This window comes from Streptomyces sp. NPDC048441, from assembly GCF_043200235.1.
GTDB lineage: Bacteria > Actinomycetota > Actinomycetes > Streptomycetales > Streptomycetaceae > Streptomyces.
The window spans coordinates 327947-350536 of record NZ_JBICXM010000005.1; the positions used below are offsets into that span (position 1 = coordinate 327947).

A 22590-nucleotide genomic window follows, 5' to 3' on the forward strand; every position below is an offset into this window, starting at 1 on the left:
TCCTTTCCCCTGGCACGGCCGTCCCTTGTTGGGTGGCCGAGTCGAGCGCGGAACCGAACTGACAGGAATCCGGTGGGCGCGGTGACTGGCCGTGACTCTAAGGGCCGCTTTGTTCCTGGTGGAGTGGCCGGGCAAAGGTGTGACGCTCTTGTTATGCCACGGAGTATTCCGTGCTGGAACTCGAGGGGCGGTTGTGGCGGAATACGTACCCTTCGGCGCATCCCGCATGGTGAGAACTTGCAGGACTGTCAGGGTGTTTTACTCATGACATCAGTGTTCGGGGGGCATGCGCCTGTCAGGGCCTCGGAAAGATCTTTCGCGTACGCCGATCCGAGGATGAAGCTCTGCGTCTGCATTGCGCGCACATTACGCAGGGTTACGTCCAGGAAAGGGAGTCCGGCATTCCGTGGCACTTTTCCACATTCGCGAATGTGCATGGTGATGCGTGCCGTTCTGGGGGTTCCCTTTTTCACCGTGAATGGGGTATGGGGGGCCACGGTGACCGAAAGCGCCGCTGATGGCTGGCCGATCCGCCTGACGGACACCGGCGGCCCCGAGGCCTGTACGAGGCTGATGTCGAAGCTGAACGTGGCATCACCGGCCCGTGGATGCGTCATCCCGCCCTCGTACGTCACGGACACGGTCTGCGACGGATAGAGCGGGGGCGGCGGTGCGGGGGGTCTGGGGCGCGTCAGATAGAGCGTGAGCCCGGCGGCACCGATGACCGCCGCGGCGGCGAGGGCCAGGGCGGTGCGGCGGTGCCGGGTGAGGGGCGGACGGGGTCTCACGGGGTGGACGGCGGCCTGGTCCTCGTAGGCCCTGTAGGTGTCGTCGCCCGGCTCGATCGGGCCGATGGCGTTCACACCCACGGCCCGCCGCTCGGACCGCCGCCGCGGTAGCGCTTCTCGCACCGCTCACGGGCCTGCTCGGCGATCAACTCCCGCCCGGCGGCGGCGCCGTGGCGTTTGCGCTCGGCGCGTGCCAGGTCGAGGGTGTCGCGCAGGATCGCGTACTGCCCGTTGGAGAGGCCCATCGACTGGTAGTCGCCGTACGTCTCCTTGTCCGAGTCGTAGATCTGCCGCCCCCATTTGACGATGAGGGTGGTGCAGAGGTCCTCGGGGGAAGTCGTGGCGGGGGAGGGGGCGGGAGTCTTGCTGTGGGCGTCGGTGGAAGGGGAGCTCCCGCATCCGGTGACACCGGCGGTGGTGGCCAGGAAGGTGGCGAGGGCGAGCGCACAGAGCTGTTTCCGGTGCCTCATGCACAGAAGCTAGACCGGGTCCGCCGCTCCGACAATGCGTGGGGCGCCTGAACCCGCGAGGGTGCGCCCGCCCTCAACCGCCTTATCCGGCGGAGTCGTTGGGCTCCAGGTCCCGCAGCAGGCAGGTGAGGCGCGCCGTGCACACCCGCTTGTCCTGCTCGTCGGTGATCACGATCTCGTACGTCGCCGTGGAGCGGCCCCGGTGCACGGGCGTCGCCACGCCGGTGACCAGGCCCGAGCGCGCGCCGCGGTGATGCGTGCAGTTCAGGTCGACGCCGACGGCGAGCTTCTTGCTCCCGCCGTGCAGCATCGAGCCGACCGAGCCGAGGGTCTCGGCGAGGACGGCGGACGCGCCGCCGTGCAGCAGGCCGTACGGCTGGGTGTTGCCCTCGACCGGCATGGTGCCGACGACGCGCTCGGCGGAGGCCTCGACGATCTGGACGCCCATCCGGGTCCCCAGGTCACCCGCGGAGAAGAGCGCGGGCAGGTCCATGCCGAGCGCCGCGTACTCATCGATGACCTCTTGCGGGAACTTCACGCTGTGCTGCTCGCCCATGGGGCCCGGCTCCGTTCGTCGTCCTCACCTGTCGCTGAGCGAACGCTCAGTCGGTCCCTGATTGTTCCAGGCGTACGACGACAGACTTGCTGGCGGGGGTGTTGCTGGTGTCGGCGGTCGCGTCCAGCGGGATCAGCACGTTCGTCTCCGGGTAGTACGCCGCGGCGCAGCCCCGGGCCGTCGGATAGTGCACGATCCGGAAGCCGGGCGCGCGGCGCTCGACGCCGTCCTTCCACTCGCTCACGAGGTCCGCGTACGACCCCTCGGCGAGGCTCAGCTCACGGGCGTCATCGGGGTTGACCAGGACGACCCTGCGGCCGTTCTTGATGCCCCGATAGCGGTCGTCCAGGCCGTAGATCGTGGTGTTGTACTGGTCGTGCGAGCGCAGGGTCTGCAACAGAAGACGGCCCTTCGGCAGGTCGGGGAACTCGACGGGCGCCGCGGTGAAGTTGGCCTTTCCGGTGGCCGTGGGGAAGCGGCGCTCGTCGCGCGGGGCATGCGGCAGGGCGAAGCCCGCAGGGTCCGCCACCTTGGCGTTGAAGTCCTCGAAGCCGGGGATCACCCGCGCGATGCGGTCGCGCACCGTCGCGTAGTCCTTCTCGAACTCCTCCCAGGGCGTGGCCGATTCGTGGCCGAGGACGCGGCGGGCGAGTCGGCACACGATGGCGGGCTCAGACAGCAGATGAGGGCTCGCGGGCTCCAGACGGCCCCGCGATGCGTGCACCATGCCCATGGAGTCCTCGACGGTCACGAACTGCTCTCCGCCACCTTGGAGGTCCCGCTCCGTACGGCCGAGCGTCGGCAGGATCAGCGCCCGCGCGCCCGTGACGGCGTGCGAGCGGTTCAGCTTCGTCGACACGTGCACGGTCAGACGGGCCTTGCGCATCGCCGCCTCCGTCACCTCCGTGTCCGGCGAGGCCGCGACGAAATTGCCGCCCATCGCGAAGAACACCTTCGCGTCGCCGTCCCGCAGCGCCCTGATCGCGCGGACGACGTCCAGGCCGTGCTCGCGCGGCGGCGCGAAGCCGAACTCCTTCTCCAGGGCGTCGAGGAAGGCGGGCGCGGGCCGCTCGAAGATGCCCATCGTGCGGTCGCCCTGCACATTGGAGTGCCCGCGCACCGGGCACACGCCCGCGCCCGGACGGCCGATGTTGCCGCGCAGCAGAAGGAAGTTGACGACCTCGCGGATCGTCGGCACGGCGTGCTTGTGCTGGGTCAGGCCCATCGCCCAGCACACGACGGTGCGCTTCGAGGCGAGGACCATGGCGAGGGCTTCCTCGATGCGCTCGCGGCCGAGGCCGGTCGCCGCGAGGGTCTCGTCCCAGTCGGCTGTGCGCGCGGCCTCGGTGAACTCCTCGTACCCGTGAGTGTGTTCCCGGACGAACTCCTCGTCGACCGCTCCCTCGGTCTCCAGGATGAGCTTGTTCAGGAGACGGAACAGGGCCTGGTCACCGCCGAGCCGGATCTGCAGGAAGAGATCGGTCAGCGCGGTGCCCTTGACCATGCCCTGCGGGGTCTGCGGGTTCTTGAAGCGCTCCATGCCCGCCTCGGGCAGCGGATTGACCGTGATGATCTTCGCGCCGTTGTTCTTCGCCTTCTCCAGGGCGGAGAGCATCCGCGGGTGGTTCGTGCCCGGGTTCTGACCGGCGACGATGATCAGGTCGGACTTGTAGAGGTCTTCCAGGAGGACACTGCCCTTGCCGACCCCGATGGTCTCGGTGAGCGCCGACCCCGAGGACTCATGGCACATGTTCGAACAGTCGGGCAGATTGTTCGTGCCCAGCTCACGCGCGAACAACTGGTACAGGAACGCCGCTTCGTTGCTGGTGCGCCCGGATGTGTAATAAACGGACTCGTCCGGGCTGTCCAGGGCGGCCAGTTCCTCGGCGATGATGTCGAAGGCTCGCTCCCAGGGCACGGCTTCATAGCGCTCGGCACCCTCCGCCAGATACATCGGGTGGGTGAGGCGGCCCTGCTGTCCCAGCCAGTACCCACTGCGGGTGGCGAGGTCGGCCACGGGGTGCGCGGCGAAGAAGTCGGGGGTGACGCGGCGGAGGGTGGCTTCCTCGGCGACCGCCTTCGCGCCGTTCTCACAGAACTCCGCCTTGTGCCGGTGCTCCGGCTCGGGCCAGGCACAGCCGGGGCAGTCGAAGCCGTCCTTCTGATTGACCCGCAGCAGGGTCAGCGCCGTGCGGCGCACGCCCATCTGCTGCTGGGCCATGCGCAGGGTGTGCCCGATGGCGGGAAGGCCCGCCGCGGCGTGCTGCGCCTCCGCGACCTGCGGTGCGTCCTGGACCGGATCACCCTTCGGTGACTTCCTTGCCATGGTCGGCTCCCCTTCGAGCACGTGCGTGAACTACGTCTTCGATCCTCCCACGCGCCGGTGACAGCGCCGTGGCGGGTGAGGTCGTGGCCTGTTCGCGGGTGGAGTCGTGGCCCGGCCGCGGGTGAGCGCTGGGCCTGAGTGTCAGTGGGGCGTGGCAGGATCGGGGACGTGGCAGAAAAAGCAGCGAAGAAGAAGTCCGAGACCGCGACGAAGCCGAATGGCGAGCAGCGTCCGCGCCTGCTCCTCATGGACGGGCACTCCCTGGCCTACCGGGCGTTCTTCGCGCTGCCCGCGGAGAATTTCACGACGGCGACGGGCCAGCCGACGAACGCGATCTACGGCTTCGCGTCGATGCTGGCGAACACCCTGCGCGACGAGGCGCCCACGCACTTCGCGGTGGCCTTCGACGTCTCGCGCAAGACGTGGCGCTCAGAGGAGTTCCCGGAGTACAAGGCGAACCGCTCCAAGACCCCTGACGAGTTCAAGGGCCAGGTCGAGCTGATCGGCGAGGTGCTCGACGCGATGCACGCGGTGCGCTTCGCGGTGGACGGCTTCGAGGCGGACGACGTCATCGCCACGCTCGCCACCCAGGCGGAGGAGGCCGGTTTCGACGTCCTGATCGTCACCGGCGACCGCGACTCCTTCCAGCTGATCACCGACCACGTGACGGTGCTGTATCCGACGAAGGGCGTCTCCGAGCTGACGCGCTTCACCCCGGAGAAGGTCGAGGAGAAGTACGGCCTTACGCCCAGCCAGTATCCCGACTTCGCGGCCCTGCGCGGCGACCCGTCGGACAACCTCCCCGGCATCCCCGGCGTCGGTGAGAAGACCGCCGCGAAGTGGATCAACCAGTTCGGTTCCTTCGCGGACCTCGTGGAGCGCGCCGAAGAGGTCAAGGGCAAGGCCGGGCAGAACTTCCGCGACCACCTGGACGCGGTGAAGCTGAACCGCCGCCTCACGGAGATGGTGCGCGACGTCGAACTCCCCAAGGGGGTCACCGACTTGGAGCGCGCTCCGTACGACCGCACGACCCTCGCCCTGGTCCTCGACACCCTGGAGATCCGCAACCCCTCGCTGCGCGAGCGCCTCCTCGCCGTCGACCCCGGCGCGGAGGAGGCCGAGCAGACCCCGGCCGAGCCCGGCGTGGAGCTCGACGGCACGGTGATCGGCGCGGGTGAGCTCGCGCCGTGGCTCGCCGAGCACGGCAATGCGGTCCTCGGCGTGGCCACGGTCGACACCTGGCAGCTGGGCACGGGCTCGGTGACCGAGGTGGCGCTCGCGGCGGCCGGGGGAGCCGCGGCCTGGTTCGACCCGTCCCGCCTGGACGAGGCCGACGAGAACGCGTTCGCGGCCTGGATCTCCGACCCCGCCAAGCCCAAGGTCCTGCACAACGCCAAGGCCACGATGCGGGTCTTCCCGGAGCACGGCTGGACGGTCGGCGGCGTCGCCATGGACACCGCCCTCGCCGCGTACCTGGTCAAGCCGGGCCGCCGCTCCTTCGCCCTCGACGCCCTGTCCCTCGAATATCTGGGCCGCGAGCTGGCACCCGCCGGTGAGGCCGACGGACAGCTCGCCTTCGGTACAGAAGAGGACGACCAGGCCGAGGCCGACGCGCTGATGTCGCAGGCCCGCACCATCCTCGACCTGGGCACGGCCTTCGGCGAGAAGCTCCAGGAGGTCGGCGCCGGCGATCTCCTGAAGGACATCGAACTGCCGACGTCCATCCTCCTGGCCCGCCTGGAGCGGCACGGCATCGCGGCGGACCGCACCCATCTCGAGGCGATGGAGCAGCAGTTCGCGGGTGCGGTGCAGCAGGCGGTGAAGGAGGCGCACGAGGCGGCCGGGCACGAGTTCAACCTCGGCTCGCCCAAGCAGCTCCAGGAAGTCCTCTTCGGAGAGCTGAACCTCCCCAAGACGAAGAAGACCAAGACCGGGTACACCACGGACGCGGACGCGCTCGCCTGGCTCGCCGCCCAGACCGAGAACGAACTGCCGGTCATCATGCTCCGCCACCGTGAGCAGGCGAAGCTCCGCGTCACGGTCGAGGGCCTGACCAAGGCGATCGCCGCGGACAACCGCATCCACACCACCTTCAATCAGACGGTCGCGGCGACGGGCCGTCTGTCCTCCACGGACCCGAACCTGCAGAACATCCCGGTCCGCACGGACGAGGGCCGCGCGATCCGCCGCGGTTTCGTGGTCGGCGAGGGCTTCGAGTCCCTCATGACCGCGGACTACAGCCAGATCGAGCTCCGCGTGATGGCGCACCTCTCCGAGGACGAAGGCCTCCTCGAGGCGTTCACGTCCGGCGAGGACCTGCACACGACCGTGGCATCCCAGGTGTTCGGCGTGGAGCGTTCCGCCGTCGACGCCGAGATGCGCCGCAAGATCAAGGCCATGTCGTACGGCCTGGCGTACGGCCTCTCGGCGTTCGGCCTCTCCCAGCAGCTGAACATCGAGGCGGGCGAGGCCCGTGCGCTGATGGACACCTACTTCGAGCGGTTCGGCGGTGTACGCGACTACCTGCGCCGAGCCGTCGACGAGGCCCGCGCGACGGGCTACACCGAGACGATGCTGGGTCGCCGTCGCTACCTCCCCGACCTCAACAGCGACAACCGCCAGCGCCGCGAGATGGCAGAGCGGATGGCCCTGAACGCCCCCATCCAGGGCACGGCGGCGGACATCGTCAAGATCGCCATGCTGAACGTCGACACGGCCCTGACGAAGGCGAAACTGAAGTCGCGCATGTTGCTCCAGGTTCACGACGAAATCGTCCTGGAGATCGCCCCGGGGGAGCGCGAGAAGGTCGAGAAGCTGGTCCGCGAGGAGATGGCGGGAGCGGTGACGCTTCGGGCTTCGCTGGATGTGTCGGTGGGCGTGGGGGACGACTGGGAGTCGGCGGCGCACTAGCGGCCGCGCCGGACGGGCTGGATCTGTATCCAGCCCGTCTGTGCCCGTCTGGGGGCCCCTGCTCTTTAAGAGCTTGGGAGAGTTTGAGGAGGACCCCCGCTCTCACCCACGTGGCCCCCGCCCCCGAGCCCCGCAAAGCCACCCCCGTCACGATGACCGCATGGCCTCTCACCTGCGGAAGTACCGAATAGCAATAGCTACGGCACTAGCCACCACCCTGCTCACCCCACTACCCGCAACGGCGGCCACAGCCAGCGCAGCGAAACGCGCGGCTCCCTGCACAGCCCTCCGGGACCCCGCCCTCGCCACCCAGCTGTCCCGCGACATCCGCGCGGCCCTCGCCGCCAGGCGAGGCACCGTCTCCGTAGCCGTCCACGACCCCGCAACGGGGCTCAGCTGCGCCCTCGGCAGCAGTCACCGCTACGACACCGCGAGCATCGCCAAGGTCATGATCATGGAGGCCGCCCTCCGCCGCGCCCAGGACTGGGGCCGCGGACTCACCGCCTGGGAGCGCCGCAAGATCCGCCCCATGATCACCCGCTCCGACAACACCGCGGCCCGCCGCCTCTGGGACGACCTGGGACAGCCCTACGTCGCCCGCTTCCTGGACCGGGCAGGCACCACCGCCACCACGCTCAACCCCTACGGCCTGTGGGGCCTGACCCGCACCGGCGCGGCCGACCAGCTCCGCCTGCTCGGCGTCCTCACCGGAGCCAGGGCCCGCGCCCTGCTGAGCCCGAGCTCACGCGCGTACGGCCTGAAGCAGCTGAACGAGGTGCGGCGCGACCAGCGCTGGGGCGTGCCCGCCGGGATGCCGCGCGGCACCAAGGCCTACCTCAAGAACGGCTGGCTGCCCCGGTCCACACACGGCTGGCGGGTGCACAGCATCGGCGCGTTCACCGGACCTGGACCGGGGCCCGACCGCAACCGCACCTATCGCATCGTCGTCCTCTCCCACGACAACCCCACGATGAAGTACGGAGTCCGTACCATCGAACGCGTCGCGCAGGCCGTGCACCGCGCTCTCAACAAGGGCCGTGTCGCAGGGCAGGAGTCCACGCCGGAGAACGAGATCAGCGAAGTGTCCGACGGCTCGGTCCCGCCCGAAGCCCCGCCCGAAGCCTCATCCGAACAGGACTCGGCCAACCGGTGAAAATCGGGCACGAACGGGTGCCTGGGCGCCACAAGTTGTCGTAGTGTCGCCTGAGTCGGCCCGCTGGGGAGCGCAAGCACAACGGGGAGCACAACAGAGCGGGCGTCGACAGGCACAGTCGTCAAGGGGAGGGGCTTACGGTCATGGCGGCGGTATTCGGCAGGCGGTTGCGCAGGGGAGCGGTGACCACAGCGGTGGCCGCGGCGGCGGTGGCGGCGCTCGCGGCGTCCCAGGCCCCGGGCGTGACGGACGTCCCTCGCGACGAGCGGGCGGGGGCCTCCGGCGCCACGCCACCGGCCGAGGACTCCGCGACCGGCAACTCCCCCTACTACACCGACCTGCCGCCCCTGAACACCCCGGTCCCGCCGACCGGTGCGCCGAGCGGCGGGACCGACGAGGCCGAAGCGGGCCTCCCGGCGACCGTCCTCGACGCGTACAAGAAGGCCGAGGCGTCCCTCGCCACCTCCAAACCGGGCTGCAACCTCCCCTGGCAGCTGCTCGCCGCGATAGGCAAGGTCGAGTCCGGCCAGGCGCGTGGCGGTCGCGTGGACGCGAACGGCACGACGCTCACGCCGATCCTCGGCCCCGTCCTCAACGGCAACGGCTTCGCGAAGATCACCGACACCGACAACGGCGCGTACGACAACGACACGACGCACGACCGCGCGGTCGGCCCCATGCAGTTCATCCCCTCGACGTGGGACACCTGGGCGCAGGACGGCAACGCGGACGGCAAGAAGGACCCGAACAACGTCTACGACGCCGCGCTCGCCGCGGGCCGTTATCTCTGCGCGAGTGACCGCGACTTGTCCGTAGAGGGCGATCTGCACAAGGCGATCCTGAGCTACAACCACTCGACGGCCTACCTGAACACGGTCCTGTCGTGGCTGGAGTACTACCGCAAGGGCACCCACGAGGTTCCCGACGGCAAGGGCATCCTGCCGGACGACCGCAGCGACACCCCGGGCGCGAGTCCGAGTCCGAGCCCGACGCCGGGGGCGTCCGGTTCGCCGTCGACGAAGCCGTCCAAGCCCGGTGGCAAGCCGTCCGGGCCCGGCAGCGGCGGTGGCAGCGGCAGCCCGTCGCCGTCCACGCCGCCGAGCGGTGGCGGCTCCGAGAGCCCCGACCCCACCCCCACCCCCTCGCCCACCGACCGGGTCGCGAGCCTGGAGGACGCCGGCACCGGGAAGCTCTCCGCGACGGCGGGCGACGCCTTCGCCGCGCGCGTCGCGGTGCGCACGGAGTCCGCGTCGGGCTCGTCCGTGGCCAAGGCCAAGGTGAAGTTCGCGATCGTCGGTGATACCGACGCACGCTTCCCGGGCGGCGCCACCAGCGCGACCGTCACCACGAGCGCCACCGGCAAGGCCACCGCTCCGGTGCTCAAGGCGGGCGAGAAGACGGGCGAGTTCACGGTGCGCGCCACGGTCGTCGGCCGTTCGCTGCCCGGCCTCGACTACACGGCGACGGTCGGCGCACGCCAGGCCGACGCCCTCGCCAGGACCAGCGACAAGGCGCTGACCTGCGAGCCGGGCAAGGAGTTCGCCGACCAGGTGGAGGTCAAGGCGACGTACAAGGGAGCGGCAGCCGACCGTGTAGCGGCCTCCGCCACCATGATCAAGTCGGCGGCGAACCCGACGGCCAATGACAAGGGCCCCTACTTCAAGGACGCGGACGGCAAACCGGTCCGCACGCTCAAGACCCTGAAGACGGACGCGAACGGCATGCTCAAGCTCCCGAAGATGTACGCGGACGACGCGGCGGGCACGTATCTGCTGCGCATCAGCACCGCGGGTGGCGCGACGCTCACGGTCGAACTGAAGGTGGCGGCTGCGGCGACGGCCCCAGCGGCCTAGGGCGCTTCTGATGGATCTCCGCGGTGTCGCGACGCCCGGCACGCACCCTCAACGCACGGTGTGAAGGGACAGGTGGCTCCGCCACATGACCCTTCACACCGCGCTCCCCCAAGCTCTTCGAGCAGGGGGACCCCCAGCGCACGCACCGAACGCCGCTCCTTCTCCCACGGAGATCCATCAGAAGGGCCCTAGCCGCACGCACCACGCCCCGCACGTACGGGACGTACGTACGCCACGTACGTACGTCCCGCTCATGTCTCGCGAGCAACGCCCCTGCGCCCACCCGGCGCAGGGGCGTTCCTTGTGTGTGCAACGTGTTCTCATCTCGCCGCCGCGTTGCTACGGTGCCCCAGCCCTGACGACCTGTCAGTTAATGGTCGGCGTCCTCGACGCCATCAGCATTCCCGCCTCGGGAGGATCCGCATGCGCGCTCTCATCGCCGCCGCGACCGGTCTTGCCGTCGCCTTCGCCCTGATCCTGACGATCACGGCGATCGGAGCCCCGCCCGGCGAGACATCGCCGAAACCGCTTCTCACGACCGTCCCCAAGCACCCATGACAGCCCCCAAGCACCCATGACCGTCAACCGCCCGTCTTCGTAGGGAGGGCCGCCGCGATGCGCCGCAAGGCCAGCCTGATCCTGCTCGCCTTCGCCGTGTTCTTCGCGGCGATGTCCCCGCTGATGCGCTGGTACGCGTTCCCGCGCCTCGCCAAGATCCCGCCGAACCAGTATCAGGAGGCGGTCCTCGAGGCGAAGAACCCGACGCTCATCGACTACGGCTCGATGCGGGCCAAGAAGGTCGACAAGGTCACCATCGTGCAGACCCTCAAGGGCAATGTGGAGGCTTCGGAGAAGGTCGAGAAGAGCGCGGACCGTGACGTCGTCGTCTGGGACGCCCTCTCCTACGTCCAGGACGCCGACGGCAAGATGGTCTCCAAGATCCCCGAGCGCTACATCTTCGACGCGCACAGCCAGGAACCGGTGAACGCGAAGGGGTCGACGGTCGACGGGGACCCGGTCAAGCGTGAGGGCATCGAGTTCAAGTGGCCCTTCCTGACCGAGAAGCGGGACTACGAGTACTTCGACGCCCAGGCCCGCGTCACGAAACCCATCCACTACAAGGGCACGCAGACGTTCCGCGGCGTCAAGGTCTACTACTTCGAGCAGACCATCCCCTGGACCAAGGTGCCCTTCCCCAAGACCATGCCGGTCAAGGGCATCACTCCGGAGTCCCTCGACAAGACGGGCACCACACGCTGGTACACCACGGTCCGCAAGTTCTGGGTCGACCCGACCACCGGGGCGCCGGTCTACGGCGAGGAGATCCAGAACAACGAGCTGCGCGGCGGCACGCTCCTCGGCGGACGCGACAAGGTCACCGTGTTCGAAGGCCACGTGAAGATGCGCGAGGACTACATCAGGAGCACGGTCGACCTGGTGAAGTCCCAGCGCGTCCTGGTGCTCCTCCTGACGTCCTATCTGCCCTGGGGCTTCCTGGGCCTCGGCCTGCTCCTGCTCGCGCTCTCCCTCTGGCTCGAGGCCCGCAGCCGCAGGCCCGGGGATCCGGAGCCCACGGCGGCGCCCGAGCCGGAGCCGGTCAACGCCTGAGGCGCGCGTTCGTGAACCGCGTGGGCTGCGCCGCCGCCGGATCCTCCGGCCACGGATGCTTCGGGTACCGCCCGCGCAGTTCGGCCCGTACGGCCCGGTAGCCGTCCCGCCAGAAGGACGCCAGATCGGCGGTGACGGCGGCGGGGCGCCCCGCGGGCGACAGCAGGTGCACGAGCAGCGGCACTTCGCCGCCCGCGATCCGGGGGGTCTCGGCGAGCCCGAACATCTCCTGCAACTTCACGGCGAGTACCGGCTGTTCGGGGTCGGCATAGTCGATCCGGATCCTGGACCCACTGGGTACCGCAACGCGCTCGGGAGCGAGCGCGTCGAGGCGCGTGGCCTCCCCGGTCGCCCAGGGCAGCAGCCGGTTGAGTGCCTGCCCCGCGTCGATGCGCCGCAGGTCAGCCCGGCGCCGCGCCTTGGACAGCTCGGGCTCCAGCCACTCGTCCACGCGCGCGTGCAGGGCGCGTTCCGACACGTCGGGCCAGGGCGCTCCGAGATGCAGGTGCAGGAAGGCGAGCCGCTCGCGCAGCTCCTGGGCGCTCTGGGACCAGTTCAGGAGCGAGGTCCCTTCGTCCCGAAGCCCTGCGAGCAGCCCTTCTCGTACGAGACCGGGGGCGGGCTTCTTGAGAGGCCGCACCGTCAACTCCACGGCCCCGAGCCGCTCGACGTGCCGCGCGACCAGGTCACCGTCGGCCCAGGCGACCTCGTCCCCCTCGCGGTACAGCGGTGCGGCAGCCCTCCGCGCGACGCCCTCGTCGATGTGCCCGCCGAGCAGCACGCGCGCGTGCCCCGCACCGACGGGCCGGTCGGCGACAGCCACGGCGATCCACTCCGCCCCGGTGAGCGCGGACCCCGGCCGCGCCTCGGCCCGGGTCCCGTTCACCATGAGATACGTCCCGTCCCCCACGCGCCGGGCAACCCGCTCAGGAAAGGCGAGCGCGGCAACGAGCCCCGCGACACGGTCGTCGTCACCGCCGGCCTCGCGTACCGCCCGTCCCCCAGCTCCACCACCGGCTGCGGCGCCGCCCTCTTCCCGCCCACCCAGCTGACCATTCCGCGCCGGAGGCGCGGGCGCCGCGGCTTCCGGGGGCGGTGTGCCGGCTCCCGGCGGCGACGCCCCCGCGGCAGCGGTAAGGCGCCGTACCTCCGTGCGCCACCGCGCCGCGTATCCGTCCGCGCCCCGCCGCGCAGCGCGCCACGCCGCCGCGAGGTCGTCCCCGTACTCACGCGGCGGCTCCTCGCTCAGGAGGGCCACCACCTCCGCGGCACGGCGCGCTCCTACTAGGGGAGCCGCATCCAGCAGGGCCCGCGCCAGGCGGGGGTGCAGCCCGACCCGCGCCATCCGCGCACCCCGCTCCGTGACCCGCCCCGACTCCGGGGAAACCGCCCCGACCGCCGTCAGGACGCCCCGCGCCGCCGCCATCGCGCCACCCGGCGGGGGGTCGAGCAGGGCGAGCCCAGAGGCGTCAGGATCGCCCCAGCAGGCCGCCTGGAGGGCGAACGCGGCAAGGTCCGCCAGCTTGATCTCCGGCGCCGGAAAGCGCGGCAGGCGCCCGTCCTCCGCCTCCGCCCAGCACCGGTACACGGCCCCCGGCGCCTCACGCCCCGCACGGCCCGCCCGCTGCCGGCCCGCCGCCTGCGAAGCCCGTACCGTCGCAAGGGCGCTCAGCCCACGCGCATGGTCGACGCGCGGCTCACGCGCGAGCCCCGAGTCGACGACGACCCGAACGCCGGGCACCGTCAGGGACGACTCGGCCACCGACGTCGCGAGGACCACCCGGCGCGCGCCTCCCGCCGAGCCCGCGAGGACCGCGTCCTGCACCGCGGCGGGCGCCCTCCCGTGGACCTGGAGGATCTCGGCGGGCGCGTCCCCCAACTGCCCCGCCACGCGCGCGATCTCACCGACCCCGGGCAGGAAGCACAGCACGTCCCCGTCCCGCTCGGCGAGCGCCCGCCGCACCACCGATGCCACATGCGTGAGCAGCGCGGGGTCCACCCGCATCCCGTGCGGCGGCCGCACCGGGCGCACGGGCGGCGTCCAGACGACCTCCACGGGGTACGAGGTTCCGTGCGCCTCCACCACGGGAGCGTCCCCGAGGACGCGCGCCCACCCCTCCGCGTCCGTCGTCGCGGACGCGGCGACAAGGCGCAGCTCGGGCCGGAGCGCGGCCCGCACATCGACCAGGAACGCCGCCACGGTGTCCGCGTCCAGATGCCGCTCATGGCACTCGTCGATGATCACCACATCGACACCGGTCAGTTCCTGGTCCCGCTGCAACCGCTGCAACAGGACACCCGTAGTGACGACCTCCACGCGCGCGCGAGGTCCCACCACACGCTCGCCGCGCACCGTGTACCCGACGCTCTCCCCGACCTTCTCGCCGAGCAGCCACGCCATCCGCCGCGCGGCGGCCCGTGCGGCGATGCGCCGGGGCTCCGCGACCACCACACGACGTGCCGGCGTGTCCCCGAGCAGCCCGGCGAGGGCCAGTGGCACCAGCGTCGTCTTGCCCGTCCCGGGCGGGGCGCACAGCACGGCGCTGCCCGGCCCCTCCAGAGCGGAACGCAGGGCGGGCAGCGCGCCGCGTACGGGCAGGTCCAGGGCGTCGTTACGGAGACGGATCACGCACTCAGTCTCGTACGCAGACGAAGATCGCCGACCCCGGGATCAGATTCCCGCGCAACGGTGACCAGCCGCCCCACTCCTGGGTGTTCCACGCGGGCCACTGGGGCTCCACCAGATCGACCAGGCGGAAGCCGCCGGCCACGATGTCGCGCACCCGGTCGCCGACCGTCCGATGGTGCTCTACGTAGACGGCGTTCCCCTGCTCGTCCTGCTCCACGTAGGGAGTGCGGTCGAAGTACGAGGCCGCCACCGTGAGGCCCTCGGGACCCGGCTCGTCAGGGAAGGCCCAGCGCATCGGGTGGGTCGCCGAGAACACGAACCGGCCGCCGGGCCGCAGCACGCGGTGCACGTCCTTGAGGACCCGGACCGGATCCGCGACGAACGGCATCGCTCCGTAGGCCGAGCACACGAGGTCGAAGCTGCCGTCGGCGAACGGCAGCGCCCCCGCGTCCGCCTCTACCAGCGGCACTCCGCCACCGATCCGCAGCGCGTGCTGGAGCTGCCGGTGGGAGAGGTCGAGGGCGACCGGGCGCGCACCCTGCGCGGCGAGCCAGCGCGAGCACTGCGCCGCGCCCGCGCCGATCTCCAGGACGTCCTTGCCCGCCAGCTCCTCGGGCGGGCCGAGCAGCTCGGCCTCCACCTCGTCGAGTCCTTCGGGACCCCACACGAACCGGTCGTCACCCAGGAAGGTGCCGTGCTCGACTTGGTAGTCGTCCGCGTTCCTGTCCCACCAGCCGCGATTGGCGCGACTGCTCTCCGTGACATCGGCGTCACGCCGGGTTGCTTCGGGCTCGGGCGTCTCGGGCAGCTCGGACTCTTGGATGATCGGCTCCATCGTCGTACTCTTCCGTCTGGCTTGTCGCGGCTCGTCGCAGCGGGACAGTAGCGGTGGTGCCGTCAAGGCGTCGCGACAGGGCGCGGTGCGGCCCGTGTGGCCTCATGCGACAGCATTTGTGCCGGGTATGCGGCGTTCCGCCCCGGGTGTGCGCCTTCGCGCATTGACCCTGTCCGGCTGCCCCCGTATGCTACAAGTTGCGCTGCGAGCCTGCCTTCCTCAGACATAGCAGGATGCGCTCGCATCTGTTGTATGTCCCCTCGGTTGTCGAGGCGCCTTCCGTTTCTTCGGAAACTTAGGAATCGGCGCTTCCCAGGCTGTCCGGCTTCTTCAGAGCGAAATCGGCTCCGGCGCTAGCAGTACCTACGACTCACTGTCCGTACCGGAGCCCTTACCCACATGACGAGCAGCACCGAGACCACCGCTTCCACCACCCCGCAGGTAGCGGTCAACGACATCGGTAACGAGGAAGCCTTCCTCGCCGCGATCGACGAGACGATCAAGTACTTCAACGACGGCGACATCGTCGACGGCGTCATCGTGAAGGTCGACCGGGACGAGGTCCTGCTCGACATCGGTTACAAGACCGAAGGCGTGATCCCGAGCCGCGAGCTCTCGATCAAGCACGATGTCGACCCGAACGAGGTCGTCAAGGTCGGCGACGAGATCGAGGCCCTGGTTCTCCAGAAGGAGGACAAGGAAGGCCGTCTCATCCTGTCCAAGAAGCGCGCTCAGTACGAGCGTGCCTGGGGCACGATCGAGAAGATCAAGGAAGAAGACGGCATCGTCACCGGTACCGTCATCGAGGTCGTCAAGGGTGGTCTCATCCTCGACATCGGCCTCCGTGGCTTCCTGCCGGCTTCCCTCGTCGAGATGCGCCGCGTCCGCGACCTCCAGCCCTACGTGGGCAAGGAGCTCGAGGCCAAGATCATCGAGCTGGACAAGAACCGCAACAACGTGGTCCTGTCCCGCCGTGCCTGGCTCGAGCAGACTCAGAGCGAGGTCCGTCAGACCTTCCTCACGACCCTGCAGAAGGGTCAGGTCCGCTCCGGCGTCGTTTCCTCGATCGTCAACTTCGGTGCGTTCGTGGACCTCGGCGGCGTCGACGGTCTTGTGCACGTCTCCGAGCTTTCCTGGAAGCACATCGACCACCCCTCCGAGGTTGTCGAGGTCGGCCAGGAAGTCACCGTCGAGGTTCTCGACGTCGACATGGACCGCGAGCGCGTCTCGCTGTCGCTCAAGGCGACGCAGGAAGACCCGTGGCAGCAGTTCGCCCGTACGCACCAGATCGGGCAGGTTGTTCCCGGTAAGGTCACCAAGCTCGTTCCGTTCGGTGCGTTCGTGCGCGTCGACGAGGGCATCGAGGGTCTGGTCCACATCTCCGAGCTGGCCGAGCGCCACGTGGAGATCCCGGAGCAGGTCGTCCAGGTCAACGACGAGATCTTCGTCAAGGTCATCGACATCGACCTCGAGCGCCGCCGCATCAGCCTCTCGCTGAAGCAGGCCAACGAGGCCTTCGGCGCCGACCCGTCGGCCGTCGAGTTCGACCCGACCCTGTACGGCATGGCCGCGTCGTACGACGACCAGGGGAACTACATCTACCCCGAGGGCTTCGACCCCGAGACCAACGACTGGCTCGAGGGCTTCGAGTCGCAGCGTGAGGTCTGGGAGACGCAGTACGCCGAGGCGCAGACGCGCTTCGAGCAGCACCAGGCCCAGGTCATCAAGTCCCGCGAGGCGGACGCACAGGCCGAGGCCGAGGGCGCTGCGGCTCCCGCTTCCTCGACCGGTACGCCGGCTGCCGGTGGCAGCGGTGGCGCTGGTGGCGGCGGCGGTTCGTACTCCTCGGAGTCGGACGACAACTCTGGCGCGCTGGCCTCGGACGAGGCGCTTGCCGCGCTTCGCGAGAAGCTCGCTGGCGGCCAGAGCTGAGGCTCGCCTCTAGGTGGTAGCAGCTGAACACTGCGGGCCCGCATCCCTTCGGGGGTGCGGGCCCGCTGTTCTGTTTTCAGCCGCGGGCCCGGTGGGGGCTTGGCGCGCAGTTCCCCGCGCCCCTGACGGGGCGTTCTGAGGGACGCTGCTTTACGTGGCTACGGAGTCACCGTGATGTTCGTCAGGGCCTTGCCGCCCGTTACTGTGTTGCTCGCGTATACCGTCGTCTTGCAACTGCCGCTGAAGTTGGTCACGTTGATCGCCAGCTGCTTGTCGCCGGTCGAGCCGCTCAGGGTCGACTTGTTGCCGCGGAAGACCGTGCCGCAGCCCCAGCCGGACTGCTGGGTGTGGGTCTCGTAGCCGTTGTTGAGCGTGTTCTTGCCGGTGTTGTCCTCGATGACGTAGTCGTTGCCCTTCACGTCGATCCACGAGTCGTCGAAGTGGGCTCCGGTCATGCCCTTGCCGTCGAAGGTGTTGCCGGTGACCTTGCCGCCTGTGGTGCCCTCCTTGATGTCGATCGACTCGCCGCCCACGTCCGGACCGATCGTGTTTCCCAGGATCTGAACGTTGTCGCTCTTGTCGGAGAGTGTGTTGGCGGTGCCTACGTAGACGCCCTCTCCCATGCCACTGCCGTCGTTCCCGGTGTCGTAGATCTTCGAGTTCTTGATGACACCGTCGGCGCTCGACTTCCGGAAGTGGACGCCCTCCATATCGAGGCCGTGGACCGTGACCGTGTCCACGACGACACCCTTCGCGGAGTCGATCATGATGCCCTTCTGGCCGCCCGTGACGGTGAGGCCCTTCACCGTCCAGTAGGAGGCGCCGTTCAGATGCAGGCCGTATCCGCCGCCCGCCGTGAGTACCGCCTTCGAGGAGCCGGTCAGGGTGATGCGGGAGCCTGAGCTCGCGGCCGTACTCGTCTTGAAGTTCCCGGTGTACGTGCCGTCGGCGAGGTGGATCGTGTCGCCTGGGGAGGCGCTGGTGAGCGCGGACTTGAGCTCGGCCGCCGTGGAGACGTCGATGGTCCCGGCCGCCTTGGGGGCGGGGGAAGCTGTGGCCACGACGGCCAGGCCTCCGGTGGCGGCGGTCGCGGCGAGCGCGGAGATGAGCAGGGTGCGTCGGGTGTGCATGGGGGTGACCCTCCGGTTCTTGTACATGAACACTGGGTGTGAATATGAACGTAGAGGTGGGGCATGTCCGCGTCAAGGTCTGGACTAAGCCGCGAACTCCGCGTCCCTCTGGGGGTGTTCACGCATACGGACGTCGACAAGTCGTGAGCCGGGAATGCCCGCGGCCCATGGTGCGTTCTGCTGTACGAGTCACGACGACGAGGGCGAGGAGCGGTCACCGTGCTTGATCCGCAGGGTTTGTACGAATGGGAACCGAAGGGCCTCGCTGTTGTCGACATGGCGCTCGCCCAGGAGTCGGCCGGACTGGTCATGCTCTACCACTTCGACGGCTACATCGACGCGGGGGAGACCGGCGACCAGATCGTCGAGAGGCTCACGGACGCCCTGCCCGGTCAGGTGGTGGCGCGCTTCGACCACGACCGGCTCGTGGACTACCGCGCGCGTCGCCCGCTGCTCACGTTCCGGCGCGACCGCTGGACCGAGTACGAGGAGCCCACACTCGAGGTGCGGTTGCTCCAGGACGCCACAGGCGCGCCTTTCCTGCTGCTCACCGGCCCTGAGCCGGACATCGAGTGGGAGCGTTTCGCGGCGGCGGTCCGGCAGATCGTGGAGCGCCTCGGCGTACGGCTCTCGGTGAACTTCCACGGCATCCCGATGGGCGTGCCACACACCCGCCCCGTAGGCCTCACCCCGCACGGCAATCGCACCGACCTGGTGCCGGGGCACCGCAGCCCCTTCGATGAGGCGCAGGTGCCGGGCAGTGCCGCCTCTCTGGTGGAGTACCGCCTCCTGGAAGCGGGCCACGACGTGCTCGGCGTCGCCGCGCACGTCCCGCACTACATCGCGCGCTCCGCGTACCCGGACGCGGCCCTCACGGTCCTCGAGGCGATCACCGCCGCGACGGGCATGGTGCTGCCGAGCGTCGCGCACGGCCTGCGCACCGAGGCGCACCGCACCCAGACCGAGATCGACCGGCAGATCCAGGAGGGCGACGAGGAACTGGTCGCCCTCGTCCAGGGACTTGAGCACCAGTACGACGCGTCGGCGGGCGCCGACGCGCGCGGCAACATGCTTGCGGAGCCCCTGGACATTCCGTCGGCCGACGAGATAGGCCAGGAATTCGAGCGGTTCCTCGCCGAGCGCGAGGGCGACGCGTAGCCGTACGGGCCGGGGAGGCGGCGCGCGACGCCAACCCCTAGGCTGCCGGTCATGCTGAAGGTGGGCCTGACCGGCGGTATCGGCGCCGGCAAGAGTGAAGTCTCCCGTTTGCTGGTCGCGGCCGGGGCGGTACTGATCGACGCCGACAAGATCGCGCGCGAGGTGGTGGAACCGGGAACTCCGGGTCTGGCGGCGGTCGTTGATGCTTTCGGCCCGGAGATTCTCGCGCCGGACGGCTCCCTGGACCGGCCGAAGCTGGGCTCGATCGTCTTCGCCGACCCGGAGAAGCTGGCCGTCCTGAACTCGATCGTGCACCCGCTGGTCGGCGCCCGCTCCGCCGATCTTGAGGGGGCGGCCGCACCGGACACGGTGGTCATCCACGACGTGCCGCTGCTCGCGGAGAACGGCCTGGCGCCGCTGTACGACCTCGTGGTCGTCGTCGACGCGAGCCCCGAGACCCAGCTCGACCGCCTCGTGCGGCTGCGCGGCATGAGCGAGGAGGACGCCCGCGCGCGGATGGCCGTCCAGGCGACGCGCGAGAAGCGGCTGGAGATCGCCGACATCGTGATCGACAACGACGGCCCGCTCGAAGGCCTTGAGCAGCGCGTCGACGCCGTATGGGCGGACCTCGCACGGCGGGCGCGGGCGGCGGAATAGGTGTCGGCGTTTCGGGCGTTGACACAGGGCAGCGAGGGAAGGAGTCACGCGTGCCCGAAATCACCCCGGAGACCCATGTCATCGACTTCCGTGCGGCGGAGCAGCTCCTGGCCGCGCGGGATCCCCGAGGCGCGGTGAAGCTGCTCGACACGGTCATCGCGGCCCATCCCGAGAACACGGCTGCACGCCTGCTGCGGGCCCGTGCCTTCTTCGCCGCTGCCCAACTGCGTGCTGCCGAGCTGGAGTTCAGCATTGTCCTGGAGCGCGAACCGGACAACGCGTTCGCCCATTTCGCGCTCGCCCGCACCTACGAGCGTGCGGCACGGACCGACCAGGCCCGGCGGCACTTCCGCCTCGCCGCGGCGCTGGACCCGCAGCCGGAGTATCTGGCGGCGGCGCGCTTCGAGGGCGGAGATCCACCAGAAGCGCCCTAGCCGGTCCTCGGCGGTTCGTACGGCGGGATGTCGCGCCCCGGCTGGTAGTGCGGGCCCTGGTGGATGTGGTGCACGATCACCGCCATGTCGGCGGTGACGACCAGCCAGAGCACTCCGCAGGCCGCCGCCCACTCGGGACGTCCCACGAGGGCGAAGACGATGGTGCCGAAGGTCGCCCAGATCAGGCCCCATACGCTGAACCAGAAGCGCATCCGCAGGGGACTGCGCGCGGTCAATGGTTCACTGCCTGTACGCATCATGAGAGGTCATCTCCACCCTCTCCACCCTGTCCTGCGGTATCTCCACCTTCCAGGATCCACCCGTGGGTGGTGGACCGGAAGGGCCGCAGGATCCAAGATCGTAGATGTGCAGATCAGGGGGTGTGGCTGTGCTGGACGTACTGAGGGCCAGGGCGAGGACGGACGAGGGGTTCGCGGCGTGGCTGAAAGATCTTGAGGACGCGGAGGAGCCGCGAGCTCGGGCGGTGCTGCCCAGCGCCGACGAACTGCCGGACGTGCTGCTCGACCTGGCGGTGCCGCACGAGGACATCAACGGCCTCGTGGCGTTGCACAGGCGGCTGACGGAGGACGCTGAGGCGCGCCGGCTGCTCGACCGCAGCGTCGACGCGACGGTGCGGGACATGGGGAAGGTGGGCGCGGGGCCCAAGTATCCGCCCCTGCCTGCGGAGTTGGGTCCGCTCAGCTTCTTCTTCCACGTGTATGTCTTTGTGGCGTCGCTGCCGTACGTGCGCGCCTACCACCGGAGCCGGGGCATCCCCGACGACGTCTCGCGGCGTACGCTCGCCGACCTCGGACGGCACATAGCCGTGCATCGCAGGGCGCGTGGTGGCCCCGGCCTGCTGCAGCCGGGCTGGAACTCCCTGCATTTCCGCGGTGAGCTGTACCAACTGGGGCGGCTGCAGTTCCAGCGTGCCGTGCTGGGCGAGCGGATGGGGCGGGCGTTGGCGGCGGCGGGATATTCCGCAGGTCAGGGGGACCCTTGTCTGAACCTCCACGTCACCGACTTCCGGGGGCCGCTGTCGCCGGAGGCGTGCGACCGGTCGATAGCTCTCGCGCGGGAGTTCTTCGCACGCCACTTCCCGGAGGAGCGATATGAGACAGCCGTGTGCCACTCCTGGCTGCTCGATCCGCAGCTGAAGCGGTATCTGCCCGCGGGATCGAACATCGTCCGCTTCCAGGGGCGCTTCCGGGCGGCCGACGGATATGGGCGCGAGCCGGAGGACAGCGTGCCTGTCGCTTTCGTCTTCGGCGACGGAGACCTCCCCCCGGCCGAACTGCCCAGGCGGACAAGGGTGGAGAGGGCGGTGGGGGATCACTTGCGGGCTGGAGGTCATTGGTATGCGGGGCATGGCTGGTTCCCGCTGTAGGGAGTGGGGCCACGGGGACGGGAGGGAACGGGCCATCGACGCGTTTCGTTGACGGAGCATGACTGTTGAGATGCGTGAGGGATACGAGGGGACGGGCCCCGGAGCGATCACGCCGGACGGCTGTGCGGTGGACCTGTACGCGCGCTTGTCCGTCGGGAACGAACCCGATGTCATCGCCGGTGCGGTGCCGGCCGGGGCGCACATTCTGGAGTTGGGCAGCGGTGCGGGGCGGGTCACACGTCCCTTGCTGGAGCGGGGGTTCCGGATCACGGCGGTGGACGAGTCCGCCGAGATGCTGGAGAAGGTCGCCGCGCTCGACGGGAGGGTGCGCACGATCCGGAGCCCGATCGAGAAGCTCGACCTGGGCGAGCGGTTCGAGGTGGTGCTGCTCGCGTCGTTCCTGGTGCACAACGGCGACGTGTCGGTGCGGCGCAGGATGCTGCGGGCCTGCTGGAGCCATGTGACGGACGACGGCTGTGTGCTGATCCAGCGGGAGGGCGCGGATTACCACACGAACCTGCCGAGGGAGCGGGTCGACCCTGGTGGGTACACCGTGCGGATCGTGTCGGCGGAGCCGGTCGGGGGCGGGGTGAACCGGGTGCACGCGGAGTACATCTTCCCGGATGTCCGGTGGACCCAGACGTTCCTTTCGCGGCCTCTGTCGAAGGAGGGGTTCGAGGAGGCGCTCGAGGAGGCGGGGCTGAAGGTCGACAAGTACCTGACGGAGGACGGGATTTGGGTTCGGGCGGTGCCAGTCCGCTGAC

The 22590-nt window shown here is 69.7% G+C and carries 19 protein-coding genes; 11 read left to right on the forward strand and 8 right to left on the reverse strand.

Going from position 1 to position 22590, the window contains the following annotated elements; translation table 11 throughout:
- Nucleotides 1-248: 248 nt before the first annotated feature.
- The 4 genes from ACGFSB_RS15175 to ACGFSB_RS15190 form a co-directional block, all read right to left on the reverse strand.
- Nucleotides 249-863: a Tat pathway signal sequence domain protein gene (locus ACGFSB_RS15175; RefSeq protein ID WP_393398639.1), complete on the reverse strand. Its 615-nt coding sequence runs from the start codon at nucleotides 861-863 to the stop codon at nucleotides 249-251.
- Nucleotides 860-1258: a hypothetical protein gene (locus ACGFSB_RS15180; protein ID WP_393398641.1), complete on the reverse strand. Its 399-nt coding sequence runs from the start codon at nucleotides 1256-1258 to the stop codon at nucleotides 860-862. The genes ACGFSB_RS15175 and ACGFSB_RS15180 overlap by 4 nt, the downstream gene beginning before the upstream one ends.
- A gap of 82 nt (nucleotides 1259-1340) precedes the next feature.
- Nucleotides 1341-1814 carry a PaaI family thioesterase gene (locus ACGFSB_RS15185; RefSeq protein WP_393398643.1) on the reverse strand — a complete coding sequence of 158 codons (474 nt, stop codon included), beginning with the start codon at nucleotides 1812-1814 and terminating at the stop codon, nucleotides 1341-1343.
- Between the two features lie 46 nt (nucleotides 1815-1860).
- Nucleotides 1861-4140, reverse strand: coding sequence for an FdhF/YdeP family oxidoreductase (locus ACGFSB_RS15190; RefSeq protein ID WP_393398645.1), 2280 nt, complete (start codon nucleotides 4138-4140; stop codon nucleotides 1861-1863).
- 168 nt (nucleotides 4141-4308) lie between these two features.
- Between ACGFSB_RS15190 and polA the strand changes: the two genes are divergently transcribed.
- From polA to ACGFSB_RS15215, 5 genes are all read left to right on the forward strand, one after another.
- Nucleotides 4309-7050 carry a DNA polymerase I gene (polA, locus tag ACGFSB_RS15195; protein WP_393398647.1) on the forward strand — a complete coding sequence of 914 codons (2742 nt, stop codon included), beginning with the start codon at nucleotides 4309-4311 and terminating at the stop codon, nucleotides 7048-7050.
- A gap of 160 nt (nucleotides 7051-7210) precedes the next feature.
- Entirely contained in the window at nucleotides 7211-8203 is a 993-nt protein-coding gene (locus ACGFSB_RS15200) for a serine hydrolase (RefSeq protein WP_393398649.1), read from the forward strand.
- A gap of 143 nt (nucleotides 8204-8346) precedes the next feature.
- Nucleotides 8347-10056 carry a lytic transglycosylase domain-containing protein gene (locus ACGFSB_RS15205; protein ID WP_393398651.1) on the forward strand — a complete coding sequence of 570 codons (1710 nt, stop codon included), beginning with the start codon at nucleotides 8347-8349 and terminating at the stop codon, nucleotides 10054-10056.
- A 423-nt stretch (nucleotides 10057-10479) separates the two neighbouring features.
- Entirely contained in the window at nucleotides 10480-10614 is a 135-nt protein-coding gene (locus tag ACGFSB_RS15210) for an SPW_0924 family protein (RefSeq protein WP_393398653.1), read from the forward strand.
- A 57-nt stretch (nucleotides 10615-10671) separates the two neighbouring features.
- Nucleotides 10672-11664: a DUF3068 domain-containing protein gene (locus tag ACGFSB_RS15215; protein WP_393398655.1), complete on the forward strand. Its 993-nt coding sequence runs from the start codon at nucleotides 10672-10674 to the stop codon at nucleotides 11662-11664.
- Here ACGFSB_RS15215 and ACGFSB_RS15220 read toward each other — a convergent pair.
- Together ACGFSB_RS15220 and ACGFSB_RS15225 are read right to left on the reverse strand one after the other, a co-directional pair.
- A complete protein-coding gene (locus tag ACGFSB_RS15220; protein ID WP_393398657.1) occupies nucleotides 11654-14293 on the reverse strand; it encodes an ATP-dependent RNA helicase in 2640 nt (879 codons plus the stop codon). The two genes, ACGFSB_RS15215 and ACGFSB_RS15220, sit on opposite strands and share 11 nt — an antisense overlap.
- Nucleotides 14294-14297: 4 nt before the next feature.
- Nucleotides 14298-15128: a class I SAM-dependent methyltransferase gene (locus tag ACGFSB_RS15225; protein ID WP_393398659.1), complete on the reverse strand. Its 831-nt coding sequence runs from the start codon at nucleotides 15126-15128 to the stop codon at nucleotides 14298-14300.
- Between the two features lie 399 nt (nucleotides 15129-15527).
- On the opposite strand from ACGFSB_RS15225, the gene rpsA reads away from it, so the two are divergent.
- A complete protein-coding gene (gene rpsA, locus ACGFSB_RS15230) occupies nucleotides 15528-17060 on the forward strand; it encodes a 30S ribosomal protein S1 (RefSeq protein ID WP_393398661.1) in 1533 nt (510 codons plus the stop codon).
- 158 nt (nucleotides 17061-17218) lie between these two features.
- On the opposite strand, the gene ACGFSB_RS15235 is transcribed toward rpsA, so the two are convergent.
- A complete protein-coding gene (locus tag ACGFSB_RS15235) occupies nucleotides 17219-18190 on the reverse strand; it encodes a right-handed parallel beta-helix repeat-containing protein (protein ID WP_393398663.1) in 972 nt (323 codons plus the stop codon).
- Between the two features lie 219 nt (nucleotides 18191-18409).
- On the opposite strand from ACGFSB_RS15235, the gene ACGFSB_RS15240 reads away from it, so the two are divergent.
- The 3 genes from ACGFSB_RS15240 to ACGFSB_RS15250 are packed head-to-tail and all read left to right on the forward strand — an operon-like array spanning nucleotide 18410 to nucleotide 20439.
- Nucleotides 18410-19348, forward strand: a complete 939-nt coding sequence (locus tag ACGFSB_RS15240; RefSeq protein WP_393398665.1) for a PAC2 family protein — start codon at nucleotides 18410-18412, stop codon at nucleotides 19346-19348.
- 51 nt (nucleotides 19349-19399) lie between these two features.
- Complete coding sequence (coaE, locus tag ACGFSB_RS15245; RefSeq protein WP_393398667.1) at nucleotides 19400-20005, forward strand: dephospho-CoA kinase; 606 nt, start codon at nucleotides 19400-19402, stop codon at nucleotides 20003-20005.
- A 50-nt stretch (nucleotides 20006-20055) separates the two neighbouring features.
- On the forward strand, nucleotides 20056-20439 hold the full coding sequence (locus ACGFSB_RS15250; protein WP_393398669.1) for a tetratricopeptide repeat protein: 384 nt from the start codon (nucleotides 20056-20058) through the stop codon (nucleotides 20437-20439).
- Here the strand turns inward: ACGFSB_RS15250 and ACGFSB_RS15255 are convergent.
- Nucleotides 20436-20696 (reverse strand): DUF6343 family protein, encoded by a 261-nt coding sequence (locus tag ACGFSB_RS15255; RefSeq protein WP_393399045.1) that lies wholly within the window; start codon nucleotides 20694-20696, stop codon nucleotides 20436-20438. The two genes, ACGFSB_RS15250 and ACGFSB_RS15255, sit on opposite strands and share 4 nt — an antisense overlap.
- A 227-nt stretch (nucleotides 20697-20923) precedes the next feature.
- Here ACGFSB_RS15255 and ACGFSB_RS15260 point away from each other — a divergent pair, with 227 nt between their 5' ends.
- Together ACGFSB_RS15260 and ACGFSB_RS15265 are read left to right on the forward strand one after the other, a co-directional pair.
- Nucleotides 20924-21826: an acyltransferase domain-containing protein gene (locus ACGFSB_RS15260; RefSeq protein WP_393399047.1), complete on the forward strand. Its 903-nt coding sequence runs from the start codon at nucleotides 20924-20926 to the stop codon at nucleotides 21824-21826.
- A gap of 58 nt (nucleotides 21827-21884) precedes the next feature.
- On the forward strand, nucleotides 21885-22589 hold the full coding sequence (locus tag ACGFSB_RS15265) for a class I SAM-dependent methyltransferase (protein ID WP_393398671.1): 705 nt from the start codon (nucleotides 21885-21887) through the stop codon (nucleotides 22587-22589).
- The last annotated feature ends 1 nt before the right edge of the window (nucleotide 22590 follow it).